The sequence below is a fragment of the Paenibacillus sp. FSL L8-0470 genome, assembly GCF_038008625.1.
GTDB lineage: Bacteria > Bacillota > Bacilli > Paenibacillales > Paenibacillaceae > Paenibacillus_AQ.
In genome coordinates this window covers 1,902,684-1,920,865 of record NZ_JBBOZM010000001.1, presented here as the reverse complement: position 1 = coordinate 1,920,865, position 18,182 = coordinate 1,902,684, and the positions used below count along the sequence as shown (strand labels likewise).

General features: G+C 49.7%; 13 protein-coding genes. 3 read left to right on the top strand and 10 right to left on the bottom strand.

The features are described 5' to 3' along the window. Positions 1-42 precede the first annotated feature (42 nt). Both NST99_RS08825 and NST99_RS08820 read right to left on the bottom strand, forming a co-directional pair. Entirely contained in the window at positions 43-1,413 is a 1,371-nt protein-coding gene (locus tag NST99_RS08825; protein ID WP_341091130.1) for an ABC transporter substrate-binding protein, read from the bottom strand. Between the two features lie 332 nt (positions 1,414-1,745). After that, positions 1,746-2,519, bottom strand: a complete 774-nt coding sequence (locus NST99_RS08820; RefSeq protein WP_341091129.1) for a response regulator transcription factor — start codon at positions 2,517-2,519, stop codon at positions 1,746-1,748. A gap of 275 nt (positions 2,520-2,794) precedes the next feature. On the opposite strand from NST99_RS08820, the gene NST99_RS08815 reads away from it, so the two are divergent. From NST99_RS08815 to NST99_RS08805, 3 genes are read left to right on the top strand one after another with little or no spacing between them, the layout of a single operon-like run. Then, complete coding sequence (locus NST99_RS08815) at positions 2,795-3,745, top strand: glycoside hydrolase family 113 (RefSeq protein ID WP_341091128.1); 951 nt, start codon at positions 2,795-2,797, stop codon at positions 3,743-3,745. Between the two features lie 21 nt (positions 3,746-3,766). After that, complete coding sequence (locus NST99_RS08810; protein WP_341091126.1) at positions 3,767-4,981, top strand: AGE family epimerase/isomerase; 1,215 nt, start codon at positions 3,767-3,769, stop codon at positions 4,979-4,981. Continuing rightward, positions 4,981-6,153 carry a glycoside hydrolase family 130 protein gene (locus NST99_RS08805; RefSeq protein WP_341091125.1) on the top strand — a complete coding sequence of 391 codons (1,173 nt, stop codon included), beginning with the start codon at positions 4,981-4,983 and terminating at the stop codon, positions 6,151-6,153. The genes NST99_RS08810 and NST99_RS08805 overlap by 1 nt, the downstream gene beginning before the upstream one ends. Before the next feature lie 483 nt (positions 6,154-6,636). On the opposite strand, the gene NST99_RS08800 is transcribed toward NST99_RS08805, so the two are convergent. From NST99_RS08800 to mltG, 8 genes are all read right to left on the bottom strand, one after another. Then, on the bottom strand, positions 6,637-7,422 hold the full coding sequence (locus NST99_RS08800) for a class I SAM-dependent methyltransferase (protein WP_341091124.1): 786 nt from the start codon (positions 7,420-7,422) through the stop codon (positions 6,637-6,639). Positions 7,423-7,451: 29 nt separating this feature from the next. Then, positions 7,452-8,516: a LacI family DNA-binding transcriptional regulator gene (locus NST99_RS08795; RefSeq protein WP_341091123.1), complete on the bottom strand. Its 1,065-nt coding sequence runs from the start codon at positions 8,514-8,516 to the stop codon at positions 7,452-7,454. 46 nt (positions 8,517-8,562) lie between these two features. Further along, the gene (locus NST99_RS08790) at positions 8,563-9,870 is read right to left on the bottom strand and encodes an ABC transporter substrate-binding protein (RefSeq protein WP_341091122.1); all 1,308 of its coding nucleotides are present in this window, start codon (positions 9,868-9,870) and stop codon (positions 8,563-8,565) included. A 16-nt stretch (positions 9,871-9,886) separates the two neighbouring features. Further along, positions 9,887-11,770 carry a sensor histidine kinase gene (locus NST99_RS08785; protein ID WP_341091121.1) on the bottom strand — a complete coding sequence of 628 codons (1,884 nt, stop codon included), beginning with the start codon at positions 11,768-11,770 and terminating at the stop codon, positions 9,887-9,889. A gap of 249 nt (positions 11,771-12,019) precedes the next feature. Next, positions 12,020-14,239: a methyl-accepting chemotaxis protein gene (locus NST99_RS08780; protein ID WP_341091120.1), complete on the bottom strand. Its 2,220-nt coding sequence runs from the start codon at positions 14,237-14,239 to the stop codon at positions 12,020-12,022. A 257-nt stretch (positions 14,240-14,496) separates the two neighbouring features. Continuing rightward, positions 14,497-15,828 (bottom strand): peptidase U32 family protein, encoded by a 1,332-nt coding sequence (locus NST99_RS08775; RefSeq protein WP_341091119.1) that lies wholly within the window; start codon positions 15,826-15,828, stop codon positions 14,497-14,499. A gap of 269 nt (positions 15,829-16,097) precedes the next feature. Continuing rightward, complete coding sequence (locus NST99_RS08770) at positions 16,098-17,030, bottom strand: peptidase U32 family protein (RefSeq protein WP_341091118.1); 933 nt, start codon at positions 17,028-17,030, stop codon at positions 16,098-16,100. Positions 17,031-17,105: 75 nt separating this feature from the next. Continuing rightward, complete coding sequence (mltG, locus tag NST99_RS08765; RefSeq protein ID WP_341091117.1) at positions 17,106-18,152, bottom strand: endolytic transglycosylase MltG; 1,047 nt, start codon at positions 18,150-18,152, stop codon at positions 17,106-17,108. Between the last annotated feature and the right edge of the window lie 30 nt (positions 18,153-18,182).

The window sequence follows — 18,182 nt, the reverse complement described above, 5'->3', positions numbered from 1 at the left end:
CCTGCGTTTTATCTAGTTAAAATGATATGGCAATTACCGGCATTACTTTGCAGCGGTAACTTTTGCTCTTGCTTCTTTCCATTTATCGTTCAGATCTTTCATGATATCGTCATAGGAATCTTTGCGGTTGCCGATAGCCGCTTCAATGATCACTTTCTTGAAGTCAGGCTGCCAGAGACCGATTTGAGCTTCCTTGTCGATGGCATCAACCCAGCCTTCTTCTCCAGCTTTTGCAGGAGCCAGTGTATCAAAGGTTACTTCGGTGCCTTCAAATTGTTTGAGGATTTCAGGAAGCTCAGCACCCTTAACCGGGCTCATACCGCCGCCTTCAGTAGTCGGATAGCCGGATTCATTAATGAACCAGTCCAACCATGCTCTTGCTGCTTCTTTATTTTTACTGTGAACGCTGACACCCAGGTTGTAGTCATCGGACAGCGGAACCAGAACCTTCTCAGCATTGGTAGGGAATGGCATGAAGCCTACATCGTCAGGATTTGTAGCCACTCCTTTAATTTGGCCGATCGCCCAGGATCCGAGCATCATGGTACCGATTTTCCCGTTAGCCAGATCAGCTTTGGAAGATTCCCAGTCTGTTGTTGTAGGATCTTCTTCAATCAAGCCGTTCTTAGCTGCATCGTACAGTACTTTGTACAGGTCATAGTGAGGTTGTCCTTTAACAAAGTTGTCATCGGAAGCCACTTGAGCGATATTGACATAGTCGCGGTTGCCGGCAACGGTAGCCAAATCCGATTCCCATTGAGTCAATGTCCAACCGGCTGCATAGTTCGTGTACAGCGGAACAGCTTCGGTTTTATCTTTGATGCTCTGCAGAGCCGTCATGAACTGGTCCATCGTTCTCGGTGTTTCCGTAATGCCCGCATCTTTAAATACTTGTTTGTTGTAAATCACGCCGGAGAAGTTAACGGTAATTGGAACACCATAGGAAACTCCGTCGACCGAACGTTCTTCAAGCCCTGTATATTTCTGTTCAAGGTCGGACATTTGGCCCAGCGGCTCGAAAAAGTCCGGCAGATCCTTAATCGCTACACTTGTAGGCAGCAGCAGCACGTCGCCGTAATCGTCGGTGCTCATGCGGATTTTGATTTGATCCTCATAGCTGGAAAGTGCCTCAAAGTTCACTTTTACGTCCGGATATTTCTCATTGAATTTTGCTGCGTAATCTTTGAATACGGTATCAACAATATCCGTTCTTTGTGTAATCACGGTGATTTCGCCTTTGATATCCTTAGCGGCATCACCTTCAGGAGCAGCAGTAGCCTCCGTGCTGGTTCCGGCATTCCCTTTATTGTTCGCTGTTTCATTCTCCGCGTTGTTGTTCGATGAACAGCCTGTGAACAAGCCAGCCATTAGCGTAAGTCCCATTAATCCAGCCATTACTTTGCTCTTCTTCATTGCTTTTGACCCCTCTCTTTTATTCACGTTTCTAAATAACAAAATACTAACACTCTATATCAGTCGCGATTGAGATAAATCACCGTTAATTCGTGTTTTGTCTACAATCATTATGAAAAGAATGATGGTATCGCTTACAAATATATTATAAATCGTTTCCAGAGCTAAAACGATGGTTTCAATTGTTTTTTCTGGTCTTCAATTTGTTATTTTTGTTTCTCTAAATTTAAATTTGTTATCTACCTTATATTAAACAACCTGAAAAGGAGGGCTTTCGCCCCCCTTTTCACAAATCATTTCCTATTAAAGAGCAGATTACTTTGTGCCGGATGCTAGCTTTTCGGAGTCCTGCATCCGCTTTTGTAATCCTTTGGTGTCATTCCGCACATTTTCTTGAACAGCTTGTTAAAATATACAGGATCGCTGTAACCGACCCTTTCGGCAATCTCATAGTTTTTGAGATCAGGCTGTCCAATCAGCAGCTCCTTGGCTTTCGCGATACGAATACCGATAAGATAATCCGTTATCGTCTGGCCGGTCTTGAACTTAAACAGGCGGCTGATGTAACTTGCGTTCATACCAACGGTCTCTGCCAGACGCTCCAGCTCAAAGTTTTGGCCATATTCCTTCTCCAGAATGCTTTTGGTCTGTTCAACCACATAATGCTCTCCACCCTCGGCAGCCTGAGCTGGAGGATTCTCCTGTTCAGGTACGGCAATCTTCAGTTCCTTGTTCTCCTCCACCCGCTTCAGCAGCTCGTACAATTGAGCCTTCTCTATCGGCTTAAGCAGATAATCCAGTACGCCGTGACGCATAGCCCTCCGGGCATAATCAAACTCGCTAAATCCGCTCAGCACAGCAATCGATAAATTTTTCATATGGCCCCTGGCCTCTTCTATCAGCTTGAAGCCGTCCATCCTCGGCATCTTGATGTCCGTAATCAGGAGATCAATATCCTCAGGAGCCAGCGTGGAAAGATGCCCCCAAGCCTCCTGTCCATTGCCGTATGAACCGATAACCTCTACTTCCAAGTCCATGCGGGAAGTAATCTTCTCCAGCCCGCGTCGTATTACTTCCTCATCGTCCGCAATCATGACCTTGATCAATTCGAAACCGCCTCCAATTGTAATCCGCTGCGAATGATTGCGCTACCATTCTAATTATATGCCTGATTAGCCGGTTAGAAAATGTGTTGTATTGCTCTTTTATAGTCTTCAATTTACTTTAATTAATTCCCCCTTGAAATCAAACACAAAAAGGTATATAACTAAATTGTATTGTTGTTATCAATAAATAACAATATTATAATAACATAACAACGAAAAGTTATTATTTGTTAGCATTATTTTATCTATTCTTCCTAGTAAAGCGAGGTTTCCAAATGTCACTGCTTAATGAATATGTCGGAGGTGTCACCTGGGGCTTTATGGGCAGACGCGGAACCTGGACTACTGAAGCAGCCGAAGCTTCGATGGGGCTTATGAAATCGGTTACGGGTGCGAACTGGACCGCAATTGCCTTCAGCGCCATTCAGGCCACTCCGCAATCCACGGAAATTCCGTACTGGGAGAAGCCGACAGTCACCGACGAAGAAGTAGTCTGGGCGATCCGCAAGGCCAAAGAGCTCACTTTAAAGGTCTGCCTGAAGCCGATTGTCAATTGTGCAGACGGCACTTGGCGCGCGCATATTAACTTTTTCGACAAGGATGTTCCCTGCGAGCCCAAATGGTCGGAGTGGTTCCGCTCTTATACTGACTTTATCCTGCATTATGCTGCGATCGCTGAAGAAAGCGGTTGCGAAATGTTCTGCATCGGCTGTGAGCTGGTCCAGACCGACCGGCGCGAAGCGGAATGGCGGGCCCTGATCGCTGAGGTACGCAAGGTCTACCACGGGATCATTACTTACAATTGCGACAAATACCAGGAGGATAATGTGACCTGGTGGGATGACCTCGATGTGATCTCTTCCAGCGGATATTACCCGGAACAGGACTGGGAAGCCCAGCTTGACCGGATTGAAGCCGTGGTGAAGTTACACAACAAACCGTTCTTCTTTATGGAAGCCGGTTGTCCCAGCCGTACCGGGAGCGCTGCTATCCCCAATGACTGGACGTTACAGGGTGAACCCAGCGAAGAAGAGCAACACCGGTTCTACCAGGCGATGTTCGGCAGCTGCGAAAGCCGTGAATGGGTACGGGGCTTCATGTTATGGGATTGGCCTGCACAGCTCTATCCGCTTGAAGAGGCGGCAGACAATGATGATTACTGCATGTACGGGAAGTCGGCAGCAGGTGTCATCAAAGCGTATTATGGCTCCAGAATCAATAACTAACGATGGGAGTGGACCGGAAAAATGAAGAACTCACCCGAAGATTGGCTGAAGAAGCTGGAGGCTGAATTGCAGGACAATATTCTCGGCTTCTGGATGGAACACACGCTGGATGAGCAATACGGCGGCTTTGTTGGCGAAATTGATAACCAGTTGAATCTTGTCGAAGGCGCAGAGAAAAGCCTTGTGCTTAATGCTCGGATTCTCTGGACCTTTGCGAGTGCTTACCGCATGTACCGCAAAGCTGAATACCTGTCCATGGCTGAACGTGCCTACAGCTACCTGCTGGAGCATTTCACAGATAAGGAATACGGTGGATTTTACTGGATGGTAGATGCTTTAGGTGCACCTTCCCAGCCGAAAAAGCAAGTATACGGCCAGGCTTTTGCCATCTACGCGTTAGCTGAATTCCATCATGCTACTGAAAATTTACAAGCCTTGGAACAAGCGGTTGAGCTGTTCCGTCTCTTGGAAAAGCACGGCTACGATCCGCTTTATAAAGGATATATCGAAGCACTGTCGCGTGAATGGCATGTAACGGATGATCTGTCGCTAAGCGCCAAGGATATGAATGAGAAGAAGTCGATGAATACGCATCTGCATGTGCTGGAGGGTTATACTGGCCTGTACCGTGTATGGAAATCCGAAGAGCTGAAGCTTAAGCTGGCCGGGCTGATCGAAACGATGCTTGATCATATCATTGACGCGGAAGGCAAGCATTTCCACCTGTTCCTGGATGAAGAGTGGCATGTGAAATCTGAGCTCGTCTCCTACGGCCATGATATCGAAGGCAGCTGGCTGCTGGTAGAAGCCGCTGAGGTGCTTGGCGATGAGAAGCTGCTCCAGCGCGTGCGCACAGTTGCCCTGAGCATGGCAGAAGCTGCGCTTGAAGAAGGCATCGCCGGCGACGGGGGCATCTGGAATGAGGCCGACGGCAGCGGGCTGCTGAGTAAGGATAAGGACTGGTGGCCGCAGGCTGAAGCAGTTGTCGGCTTTTACAATGCCTATCAGCTGACGGGGAATCAGCGGTTCCTGAATGCCGCTGAAGGCGCCTGGAACTTTATTGACAGCTATTTAGTGGATCGCAAGTATGGCGAATGGTACTGGGGTGTTGACGAGAAGCTGCAGCCGCTCGCGCATGAGCCGAAGGTCAGCGCCTGGAAATGCCCTTATCATAACAGCAGAGCCTGCTTCGAGATGATCGAACGTCTTAAAACAACTTTAAAGGAGAATGTCTAATGACCACTTTATTCGAAGAACGCAAGGAACAATTGACAGCACGTTATGAGGCCCTGATCGGACGTAAAAATAAGAAGGTGGCTTACGGCAACGGGACTTATGACCGTTATCAGTATCCGCTGCTCACCGCAGAGCATGCCCCGCTGATCTGGCGTTATGATTATAATCCGGCAACCAATCCATATTTTGCTGAAAGAATCGGCGTTAACGGCATCTTCAACCCGGGCGCCATTGAGTTGGATGGCAAGTTCTATATCGTAGCCCGTGTTGAGGGCAATGACCGCAAATCCTTCTTCGCTGTAGCCGAAAGCGACAGCGGTGTAGACGGCTTCCGCTTCTGGGACCATCCGGTAGTGTTACCTGAAACAGAAGACCCGGATATCAATGTCTACGACATGCGTCTGGTTAAACATGCCGATGGCTGGATCTATGGCTTGTTCTGCACCGAGCGTAAAGATCCGGATGCTCCGCACGGCGACCTCTCCAGTGCTGTAGCCCAGTGCGGCATCACCCGCACCAAGGATCTGAAGACCTGGGAACGTCTGGCTGACCTGAAGACCGGTTCCGCCCAGCAGCGCAATGTCGTGCTGCATCCTGAATTTGTGGATGGCAAATATGCCTTCTACACCCGTCCGCAGGATGGCTTCATCGACGCCGGTTCCGGCGGCGGCATCGGCTGGGGATTGTCCGATACAATCGAAAATGCCGTAATTACCAGCGAGTCCATTATGGATCAGCGCTATTATCACACCATCAAAGAAGTGAAGAACGGCCAAGGCCCGGCTCCAATCAAAACTCGGCGCGGCTGGCTGCACATCGCCCATGGCGTGCGCAATACAGCAGCAGGACTGCGGTATGTGCTTTATGCTTTCCTGTCGGACCTGAATGAGCCGAACAAAGTTACCCATGCTCCAGGCGGCCATTTCATCGCTCCAGACGGTGAAGAACGTGTCGGCGACGTATCCAACGTAGTGTTCTGCAACGGTGTAATTGCCCGCGATAACGGAGAAATCTATATTTACTACGCATCCTCCGACACCCGCATTCATGTAGCTACCACTTCAGTTGACCAAATGCTCGACTATGTGCTGAATACACCGGAAGATCCGCTCCGTTCCTATGCCTGCGTACAACAGCGCATCGCACTGATCGACCGTAACTTACAGCTATAATTGCCTACACTTCATACGTAAAAAGAGTCAGCCGGGTTGAGTTCCTGGCAGACTCTTTTTTATTTACATGGGCTGAAGTAAGGACCAGCAGCCGAATAACTGATTGACCGTATGGCTTTTTGGCCGGATCTCCACTCCCAATGCGACTTAATTGTACTTCGCACACTTAAAAACGCAATTTCCACTGCCACCGTGTGTATAGTTGCATTCTGTACATTTATATTAGAGGATTTCAGCTCAAATGGGCGAATTTATTATTTTTAACTGCATAAAATGCAGTTATTTCTAGAAAAAGTCTGCTTATACCTTGAATAATTGCAGGTAATGCAATTAAAGCTACAGGTGCTGATGATGCCTTCTAAATTGCCCCAATACCCTCTCTTGGTCTCAGGCCAAATTATACAGGCGGGGGAACAGCGCAAAAAGAGAAACTACCCTTGCACTTTTTCCTATTATTACGGATTGAGCGGACTTAACGTCAACTTACACCACTGCGCGAACGATGTAATTATCCAAGGTTGCCTGCAACCCTTGGGATGACTGGTGCTGAGTGAAAATCCGGCTGATCTCAGGCATACATTGCAACACCATTTCGTGAACCGCAGGTGTCTGGCCAAAACAGCGCAACCGCACAATATCCAGCGGCTCATGAAAATACTGCACACTCGTAACAATCTCGATTTCAGCGCTTGTAAATCCGCTTGCCTCGAGCCGTTGATTGATCTTGTCCAGTACCGGAGTTCCTTCCGGCTGAGGTGCAAACAGCCCGGGAAAGAGCCGGGACAGCTCTGGCGACAAACGGTCGCCGGGATGGAGAGCAAGCAGCCTCCCGCCTTTATTGAGGATTCTCGTAAGATCAGAGTATGCGGAGGTCGGGCCTTTACGGTTGTAAGCACAATCAAATTGTCCGTCTTCGAAGGGAAGCTTGTGCTTGGTATTGGCTGTAACAAAAGAAACATTGGAAAGGGCTGTGCTGCTGGCCGTTTCGATAAAATCAGCAGTGACGTCCAGCCCGACAATTTGCTTCACCACAGGACTCCAGCGAATCGTAAAATCCCCATGACCGCAGCCGATATCGAGTACTCTTTTCCCTGGCACCAGTCCTGCAACCTCCTCGGCGAACATCGCCTCCGCATCGGGCCCCGTGATCGTGGAATTCCAGGGGTACGTATATTTCCCCGTCTCCCCTCCCAGTCCGGCATACCATTCAAATGAATGCGGCAGTCTCCAATCCGGGTGTTCTGTCGGATCTGCTAACGTCTGGTTCATTCCATCTCCTCCTGTCTTCATCACATTCCCTAGCTCTGCGGTCCGGACGCTGAATCCCGGTGGACGATATCGGCAGCGATCAGAATCTTCTCCAGCGGTGCTGACGGATTATGAATCCGGTTCAGCAGCTTCTCCACTGCCGCCCGGCCCATTGCCTCTTTGGGTACATGCACGGTAGTAAGCGGCGGAACACCTCTTGTTGCATCCTCGATGTTGTCAAATCCCGTTACTGAGATGTCGCCCGGTATGGAGAAGCCGTCTTCCTTCAGCGCCTCGCTGACTGTGAGCGCGATGAAATCATTGGCGCAGACTAGCGCTGTCGGCATGATTTTGGCTTTTTTCCGCTTCGCCATCCATTGGTTGAACTGCTCTTGAATGATTGCGTCATCCATGCCTTCCAGCTGAAGCATCTCGTCATCACCGGCAGGGGGCTTCAATTCACTCTCTTCCAACGCGCTGCGGAAGCCGATCCAGCGGTCGCGGAAGCTGCGCGAGTAGCGAATATTGCCGATAAAATGCAGCAGCTTATGGCCAGTTGCCATCAGGTGGTTGCTCAGCCGGTTCATGGAATCAGTATTGTTAGCGAATACTGTATCGCTCGGAATTAGCGGATCTTCATGATCAATCAGCACCATCGGCAGTCCGATGCGGTGCACCTCCAGCAGCAGCGAGGTAGAAATCTGTCCTACTCCAACCAGGCCGAGAATACCGTTCGGGTTCAGAATGTTGACGAAATTATCTGCACGGTGCTCTGAAACAATCACCATCCCGAGGCCTTCCTGATCCAGCGCAAGTGCAATGCCGTCAACAATTTTGCCCCAATAGAGGGAATCTTGTGTCTGTGAACGGATATTGGGCATCAGCACCAACACCGACTGCTTATTCCGGTCGCTCCCTGAGCCCTGGGAGGAACGTTTTATATTTTGCACGTATGCATTCTTCTGTGTGAAATAGCCAAGCTGTGAAGCAGCCTGGATTACCCGCTCTCTGGTTGTTTCGTTGACGCCGCCCTTGCCTGAAAGCGATTTGGAGACGACAAACTTGGATACGCCGAGATGATCGGCAATTTTCTGCATGGTAACCTTTTTAGCCATATGAAAGCCCTCCAGAATAATCTTGATTTAAAAAACAATTCCCCGTTTATGGCTGCGGAGAAGCCTGCTGCCCCTGACGCGCTTCCTTCCATTTCTCATTCAATATGTCAAAAGACTGCTGTAAATCCGGCGTGGCAAGCAACTCCTGAATATAATCTCCTGACCAGAACGACATCTTCGCCCTGTTAGCCATTTCAATGAAGGCGTCACTTTGCACTGTTGCCTCAACCAACCGGGGATTGTAGGAGAGAAACTCGCGGAACTGCTCCATAGAAGGCTCTGCTGCTCCCTCAGGAGGCAGGAAGCCCCAGTCAGCTGTATAGGAGGTCTCTTTTACGAAATACTCCACCCAGGCCATGGAAAGCTCCTTATGCTTGCTGAATTTGCTGACACCAATGAACCAGTCCGGATTGAGCGGAGCATAATGTTCACTGCCATTGTCATATGGAAACGGGAAGAATCCGATATCCTCCTCGGAGGCACCGGCATCCAGCACCTGGCGGATCGTCCAGTTTCCGAGCAAATACATGCCGACCTCCCCCTTCGCCAGCTTGGTTTTGGAAATCTCCCAATTGTTCGAGAACAGCTCATCTTCCACATAACCCTTGTCAATTATCGTTTTGGCGATGGACAGAGATTGCCCCCATGCATTATCAATCTGCCACGGGCTGTCCTCATGAACCATGTTGTTCAAGTATTCGGGATCACCGGTCATAAAATTGACCATATTATTTCCCCATTCCCGCAGCGGCCAGACGGCTCCGTAATTTAAATAAACGGGGGTAATTCCCGCCGCCTTCAGCTTGGTGCAGGCAGCGTAGAATTGTTCAAGGGTCTGCGGAATTTGCGGAATGCCCGCCTGCTCGAAAGCCCGCTTGTTATAGACGATTCCGCTGGTTGTCGTACCTGTAGATAATCCGTACCTCTTACCACCGTAAGTAGCGAATGTGGTGAATCTTTCCTGAGCGGACATTTCATTATCCAGCGGCTCAAAAAAAAGCCCGAGCTCTTTCGCCGGCAAATTGACGGGCAGCAGCAGAACATCCCCGGCGTCCTTGGTCGACAATCGGACGAGAATGTCGCTCGCATAATTGGGCAAACCTTCGAATTCCACACTAGCTTCCGGATACTTCTTTTTAAACTGGTCGGCATACCCTTTGAAGGTTCCATTCTCAATCAGATCAATTCGATTCGTCAGCATGACTATCGTGCCTGACAGACTGGACGAACCCCCGTCTACGGCAGCTGATTCAGCAGGCTCCTGGCTGTTGCCGCGATTCTCGCAACCCGCTGACAGCAGCAGCAGAACCAGCAGCACGGTCCGCACAGGCCAATGTATTTTAGTCCTCTTCAAGGTGTTCCCCCTCTCTCTAGCTCTCGCTATCCGTTCGTTCGTTTGGCTCCAGCAGTGGCAGGGATAAGATTACATCCGTCCCTTTCCCTGCCTCACTGAACACTTCAATGCCGTAACCCGCACCATAATGCAGCTGTACACGCTGGTGCACATTTTTCATACCGATTCCTCCATTGATGCTTTTCTTGCGGGGTGTCTCACGTTTCAGACTGTCATTGAGCTTGTCCAGCGTGTCCTGATCCATACCGCAGCCGTCATCGCTTATATGAAACAGTAGCTTATGCTCTGTAATCTCACATTTAATGCTGAGATGCATCTGGGGCTTGCTGTCATCCAATCCGTGATAAGCAGCGTTCTCTATGATCGGCTGGAAGACCAGCTTAATGATGGAGTATTCGTTAAGCTCCTCCGGGACATCGATCTCCAGCAGGAAACGTCCGGGATAACGGCTGCCCAGCAGCTCTACGTAGTTGCGCACATACAGCAGTTCCTGCTTCATCGTCGTTTTGCCGGTTAATTCACTCGTACTGTAACGCAGCAGCTTACCCAGTATGGAGATCATGTCGGCGGCTTCGACATCGTCATTAAGCTCTGCAGTCATGCGGATAGACTCCAGTGTATTATAGATGAAGTGAGGATTGATCTGGCTCTGCAGCGCCTGCAGCTCCGCCTCCTTCTTCTGCTCTTCAATCCGGTAGATATCCTCGATCAGCTGCCTGATCCGGGCAAGCATCCGGTTGAACTGGTGACCCAGCAGGCCAATTTCATCCCGGCGTTTGACTCGGAAGGTGACATCAAGATCGCCGTTCTGCACCTTTTTCATTAGCTGAATTAATTGAGTCAACGGTTTGGTCAACGCAAAGGATAAAATAATCGAAATAATCAGCGCCAGCACAATGATAATCAGCGTTGCGGCAAAGGTCACATTGCGGGTCAGCTTCACATCGCGGGTCAACTCATCGACCGGAATGGAGATAATCACCTTCCAATTGGTCTTGGAGGAGCTTGAATATATATTCAGCCTATCCCGGCCGGACACCGTGTCGTAGAAGCTCCCGGCGCTGCCCTGCGCCTTGCGGTACAGCAATGTGTGTGAAATATCCGTCGTCAGCAGCTTCTGATCGCTGTCATACACAACTTTTCCGTTCTCATCCACAATTAATGACTTGCCGTGCGTAACCTTATCCAGTTCGGCGACTTGATTTTCCATGTTGCTGATATTGGCATCCACCGCAATCAGTCCGATTGGATTCCACAGGCCGTCGACAATTTTACGGACAACCGTGAACGCATACCGGGTGCTTTGCAGATTGCTTGTGTATGCCTGAGTGCCGAAAAGCAGTGCTTCCCCGCTGGAATACTTGGCCTGCTCGCTCCAGAACTTGTAGCTTTGCTTCAGATCCAACCGGACGCCTCCGTCTTTGGCCGAATAATAACCGTTGCCATAGCCGTCAAAAATATACACGGAATTCGTGCCCCGTTTGATATTGTTGATGAAGGAAATGTTTCCTTCGATCCCCCGCTGTATAGACAGCAAAAGATCAAAATCACCGGGTGCAATCGACGAACTGTCCATTTCGCCCGCCATGCCCTGCTTCTGCTCATAATACCGGTTCGAGCGCAGCAGGTTCTGCTTGATATCGTTTACATATGCGGGCATGGATGAGATTCGTTTCATATCCTCTATGTAGTCGTCAATCCCGTCCATCATTTGATCGATCAGCTTTTCTGAATAAGCGATGGTATTATATTCGATAGACTTGGAGTAGCTCTTGAAGCTGATTACACTGATGAAAGAAAGCGGGAGTGTAATGATAATCAGAAAGACGAGGAGCAGCTTGCGTTCCATGCTCATATCCCCGATAAAGGACCACCAGTTGTATTTGCGTTTACCCTTCATACGGCCCTTCTCCTTCAATGACGTTTACCTAACTTTTCTTATATTCATAACAATTTCCCTAACAAAATCATTATACGTGTTAGTGTGTGGTTGTACAAGAAGATAGCACGCAAAGTTCCAAGGTAACTTCGAAGATTGTTTCCATAACCCTTTGCCGAAGTATTGAACCTGTTAAAAGCGGAATAAGGCCGCTTCTTCCTGTGGAAGAAACGGCCTTATTGGCTCAAAAACCTACGTAACTCTAATGATTTATTTGATGGTAAACAGCGCCAGCTTATCCTTCAGCTGAGTTGAAACGCTCTCCAGCTTGCCTGACAGCGAAACGAGGTGATCGCTCACGTTCTGCTGCTCGCTGCTGAGTGAGGCTACCTCTTCCGAAGTGGCCGAGGATTGCTGCGCTACCGCACTTACATTGCCCATGGCATCCGACAGGACACCTTGGGAATGATTGAGGCTTCCAATGGCGCCGGTCACTGATTCGAGGCTTGTAATGAAATCCTCCATCTGTCCCTTAACCGATACGAAGATATCGCTTGTGCTCTTCACCGAACTCATCTGCTGCTTGAAGAGCGGTGCAACTTCGGACAGCACAGTTACTGTCTCGTTCATTTCAGCCATGATTTTATCGGTAATCCCGGCTACAAGGGCAATGGACTGCTTGGATTGATCCGCCAGCTGCCGGACTTCCCCAGCCACGACCATAAATCCGCGGCCTGCTTCGCCCGCTCTTGCTGCTTCAATGGTTGCATTCAATGAGAGAATGTTTGTCTGCTGTGTAATGTTCTTCATAACATCAAGCACTTTGATTACAGAGAATACCGTTTCTTTCAAATCGTTGACACGATCCACCAGCGCGGTTGTCATCTCTCCGGTACGGCCTGTCTGCTTCAGCAGCTCTTCGAGTTGCTTCGCTCCGTGTCCGCTGGCTTCACCGACACCACGGGCCGCCTCATCCATCTCGGCATTGGCAGCGATAACGCTCTGCATTTGTGTAGCGATCAGATCCGTCAGCTCATTGCCGCGTTCAGCTTCCAAAGCCAAACTTCCTGCACCACCGGCGATCTCTTCCGTAGCAGCGGCAATTTCCTTCGCAGAAATGGCAGTCTTGCGGGAAGCTTCACCAAGCTCGCCAGCAGTATCCAGCACTTCGCGGGCTGTGTCCGTTGTCTGTGCAACCAGCTCTGTAATCCGTTCCATCATCGTATTGAAGGAGGCCGACAGCTCGCCGATCTCATCCTTAGATACGTATTCGGTACGCACGCTCAGGTCACCCTTTGAACCTTCAACCATAAGATCCTTCAGGCGTGCCAGCGGTTTGGCGATCATCTGGACCATCCAGAACCCTAGCACTACCGCAAGCGCGGCTGCAGCAAGCGCCGCCAGATAAGTCGTGAACAGAATCGGACGTGCTGCCTTCACCAGCTCGCCGGTTGGCACCACTCCGGTCAGCTTCCAGTCAGCCTTGGTCAAGGGATTATACACTGCCAGCACATCCTTGCCGTCGGCATCGCTGGCTTCCTGACTTGCGTTGTTGCTCTTGCTCTCCTTGATGAAGGCTAGCTCGGAAGCCACCCCGTCATCAGCAGGTACATTAGAAGCGACTACTATACCATCCGGGTCCACAAGCTGAATCCGTGAGCCGTCTCCGAGGGAAACAGTTTTGAAGGCTTCCTCCAGCAGTGTATTTTTCAGTTCAAGCATGATTACATATCCTGAATTGGAACCCATGTTTTTGAGGGATCTTACCATCGCGATATTTTTCCCTTTATCACCTTCAATGGCCGTCGAGAACCAGTAGTTCTGGGATGCTTTGGTTTCCTTGGAGTAATAATATTCATATTCCTGAGTACGGCCTACAACCGTGTTATACCAATCCTGATCTCTTATTCCATCCATCTTTAGTCCGGAGTTGCCGCTTGTAATTACACTATAGTCCGCTGACTGCGGAATCAGTGAAATAGCCACAATGTTCGAATCTGTTGTCGTCTGGCTGGATAGCTTTTTGCTTATTGAATCGGTAGCTACAAATTTATCATAATTGGAACTCGCGGAAGCCAAATCTGTCAAATCACTTTGCATTTTCGTATCAAAATACAGTTGCAGTGCCAGATTCTCATACTGTTTGATAAGAATATCAAGCTTATCAGAGGTCTGGATAATGGTCTGCCGGTTAGCTTCTGATACATTATCTTTAATCGTATTCTTGGCCTTGTTATAGGACAACAGTCCCAAGAGCAGTACCACAATAACAATTGAAGACAAGAAAATCAAAAACAGCTTGACACCAACTGATTTCAGCGGGTTGACCCTTTTCACCTGACGCACCGAAGTATGTAGTACCCCCTTAAGGGTTACCTTGTCGCGCACTTTCTTGACCTTACTTTTGCTTGCTGTCTGTGTTTCACTTGTGCGGTTTGTCTCTGCTTTTTGTACTGTCACCGGTTTCTTCTTGTTCTTCCCCACTCTCATCCTTCTCCCTTTCTGCTGTTCTCCTCTTTTTTCACGCTCGGGAGCCCCCATTACCATCACCTACCAATTAGATTAGAAGATGTATGTAAGCGTTCACGGAATATATATCGGCATATTGGGTCTTTTTTCTTAGTTTTCTTTACAAATTCCCAGAGATTTTTTTATATTTCCTAAGAATATCCCGAATTTTGCCGGGATTGCAAAAAAAGAGATGCTCTTCAAAAAATAAGAGCATCCCTTGTAAATAAATAATAAAATTATTTTCTCTTCCGCATCATATCGAAATAAGCTACCGGCTGGTCTACCTTCATGCGGACACGCTGAAGCGGGTGGCGGGCAACGTCAAGCCGGTTGCCCTCTTCATCCCACAGCTCTCCGACGGTCTGCTTGAAAAAGGTGTTGTCCGGGCCGAAGAACTCCACTTCCTGCCCCGGTTTGAAGTTGTTGCGCTGCTGAATTAGAGCCATGCCGCTTTCAGCATCATACTCCAGCACCAATCCGGCAAAATCATAAGGAGCCGCTTTTTCCTCCGGCTCATAGATATGATCCTCATGATCCGGGGTGTCGTAGAAAAATCCGGTGTTCAGCGGACGGTTTGCCGCTTTTTGCAGCTCTTCCAGCCACTCCGGCTTCAGCTCATAACCTTCCGGATCAGCCATGTAAGCATCAATGGCCTTGCGGTAGGCGTTGACTACAGTCGCCACATAGTGAATCGACTTCATCCGGCCTTCAATTTTGAAGCTGTCAATGCCCGCCTCAATCAGTTCGGGAATGCTCTCCAGCATGCACAAATCCTTAGATCCCATCGAGAACTGGTTATCCTCCGGCTGATGCAGCGGAAGCTGGGTTACACCGGGCTCAAGACGCTGCGGGGACGAAAGGACTTCAGCCTGCTCTTCCTCAGATACCCATGCACCTTCCGGACGGGCATCTTCGAACAGGTCATATTTCCAGCGGCACGACTGGCAGCAGCCGCCGCGGTTGGAGTCGCGGTCCGTGAAATGATTCGACAGCACGCAGCGTCCGGAATACGAGGAGCACATGGCTCCGTGGATAAAGCTCTCGATCTCGATATCCACATGTGCTTTGATCTCGGCAATCTCTTCAAGGCTGGTCTCACGGCCCAATACAACACGCGGCAGACCTTCCTCTTTCCAGAAAGAGACAGCCTGCCAGTTCAGTGTGGACTGCTGGGTACTGAGATGTACCTCAAGGCCCGGCACCAGGCGGCGCGCGGTATCGACGATGGCCGGATCTGCTACAATAATGGCGGCAATCCCGGCTTCATATAGATTGCGCAGGTATTCTTCAATCCCGGCGATATCTTCATTATGGGCATAGATATTGGTAGCAACAAATACCTTGGCCCCGTATTTCTTGGCGAATTCCACGCCTTCGCGCATTTCTTCAAAGCTGAAGTTATCCGCTCCGGAGCGCAGGCCGTATTTCTGGCCTCCAATATATACTGCATCCGCACCATAATGCACGGCGAATTTCAATTTCTCCAGATTACCCGCCGGAGCAAGGAGCTCCGGTTTGTCCAGACGGTAACGTTTGCCCTTAAACTGAGGCTTTGTCATGGTTCCCATTCCTGTTCTCCCCTCCATATTCCTCACCCGTTAAAATAGCTTAAAAAACCTTCCATTCTGGTGCTGGACGCAGTTGCGGGGAATGTTTGGACTTCCGGCCGCTGTTAGGTTTGGATTTCCTGATTTGAGCCGTTAGCCACGGTAGAAATCCAAACCTAAAGGCGTACGCTATCGCTCCTACAGTTCCAAACTTCCCCTCCACTGCTACACCTTTATGTTGCTTAAATAACAAGCTATTTTAAAAAGCTGAGTCATTGCTTATTTATATTTTAATACACCTGTTCCTTGTAGAAAAAGCCGAATGTCAGTTCACGCTCAGGGTCCTGCAGCGCCCGGATTCCGTCCATCCATTCCTCCTGGAACGCATAACCTGCCGGATCAGCGGTGTAGAGGTCTATCGCATGGCGGTAAGCCTTAACTACAGCAGCATTGTAGGCAGCTGGCTTAAGCAGCCCTTCAATCTTCAGGCTGTGTACTCCGGCACCCAGCAGCAGATGAAGGTCCTCCAGAATGCAAATATCATCGGAACTCATAATATGTGTCCCGTTGACATCTTCATAAATCGGGAACTTCTCATCCTGGCGTTCTGCTTCAATCAGGAATAAGCCGCGTTCCTTGCCAAGGCTTCCGCCTTCACTCGGACGGCCTTGATGCGACATATAGCTCTCTACCAGCTTGCGTTTGGAATGGTATATATTCGTCATGCCGTGGACCTGTACCTGGGCTTCGATCTCCAGCAGCGGTACCATATCCGTCATCTCATCCATATTCAATTCACGGGCCAGAACGACACGCGAAGCTCCCTTGCGGCCCCAATAGTTCGCAGTGGCATAATTGGTCGAGGTCATTTCCGCATTCCAGTGCAGCTTCATGCCCGGCGCTTCATGCTTCACAGCCGCCAGCACGGCAGGATCTCCGAATTCAATGCCGTCAACGCCAAGCTCACCGATCGCCTTCACATAAGCAGGAAGCTCATCCAGCAGACGGTTCGTCATCAGCCCGCCAAGACCGGCATACACCTTGCAGCCTTTGCCGTGAGCCAGACTAACGACAGCCGCTGTGTCCTCCAGCGAGAAATGTCCGGCAAGTCGCATGCCGAAACGGTCATCCCCGATGAGGAGCGCATCTGCCCCGGCATCCAGCAATACACGCGCTTCTTCCAAGGAAGCCGCCGTTGCCAGCAGCTCCGGTTTGTTATTCATGTTGATTCCTCCTAAATTCATCCGTCCAGCTCATCATCATTTAGTAACGGCAACAGTTTTCATTTTACAGGTTTCCTACTGATTTTGTTCACTTTTTTTGATATTGGCTAAATGTTCCTTGTAGGTCTTGCCGAACAGATGTCCCTGCGTGCCGTCTTTTTTGGTCACATAGAAATAGTACTCTGAGGCTTTCGGCGCAAGCGCAGCCTGTATCGATGCAAGGCCCGGACTTCCGATAGGTCCAGGTGGTAGACCCGGGTTCCGGTACGTATTATACGGGCTTTCGACCTTCAGGTCCTTATTCAGCAGTCTTTCCTTCTGCTTGTCCAGCAGATACTGGACAGTTGCGTCGATCTCCAGGTTCTGGCCTTTCTTCAGCCTGTTATAAATAACACCGGCTACAAGCGGACGTTCTTCGTCCACAACTACCTCCCGCTCCACGAGAGAAGCTACGGTCAGCAGTTCATGCAGCGACAATCCGCGCTCCGCAAGCTGCGCCTGCCAGTCCGGAATACTGTCCAGCTTCTTCGTCAACTGCTCCAGCATGGCTTCAACAACCTCTTGCGGTGTACTGTCCTTGGCCAGCTCATACGTTTCCGGGAACAAATAGCCCTCAAGCCGGTGCCGTAAACTAGCGTCCTCGGGAATCTTCAGCGTATTTACCGCAGTCAGCCCCGCCCCCGAGTTCATCATTTTCAGAAACACATCGGCCGGCTGGTTCCAAGCCTCTGCAAGCTTCTCAGCTATCTGCTTTGCCGTGAATCCTTCGGGAATGGTGAACACCACCGTATCTTCCTTCACTACATCCCCGGCATTCAGCCGGGCAATCAGCTCATCATAGGTGTCCCCTGGACTTGCCGTATAGGTGCCTGCCTTGAAGCTTGACCCTTCCTTGACCCATTTCAGATATCCCCTAAAGAACATTCCATTACGTATAATGCCGTTTTCGTCGAGCAGGCTGGCGATTTCCGCACTCCCCATGCCCTTCTCTATCGTAAACGTGACGGCTGGCCCTGCAGGCTCTACCGGCTGCATGCCATTCCAGATATACCATGCTCCTCCCCCTCCTGCCAATGCCAGCAAAAGGATAATAATGAGCACAGCGCGGATTGCTGCTTTCAAATGTGACTCCTCACTTTCCGACTATAAAGT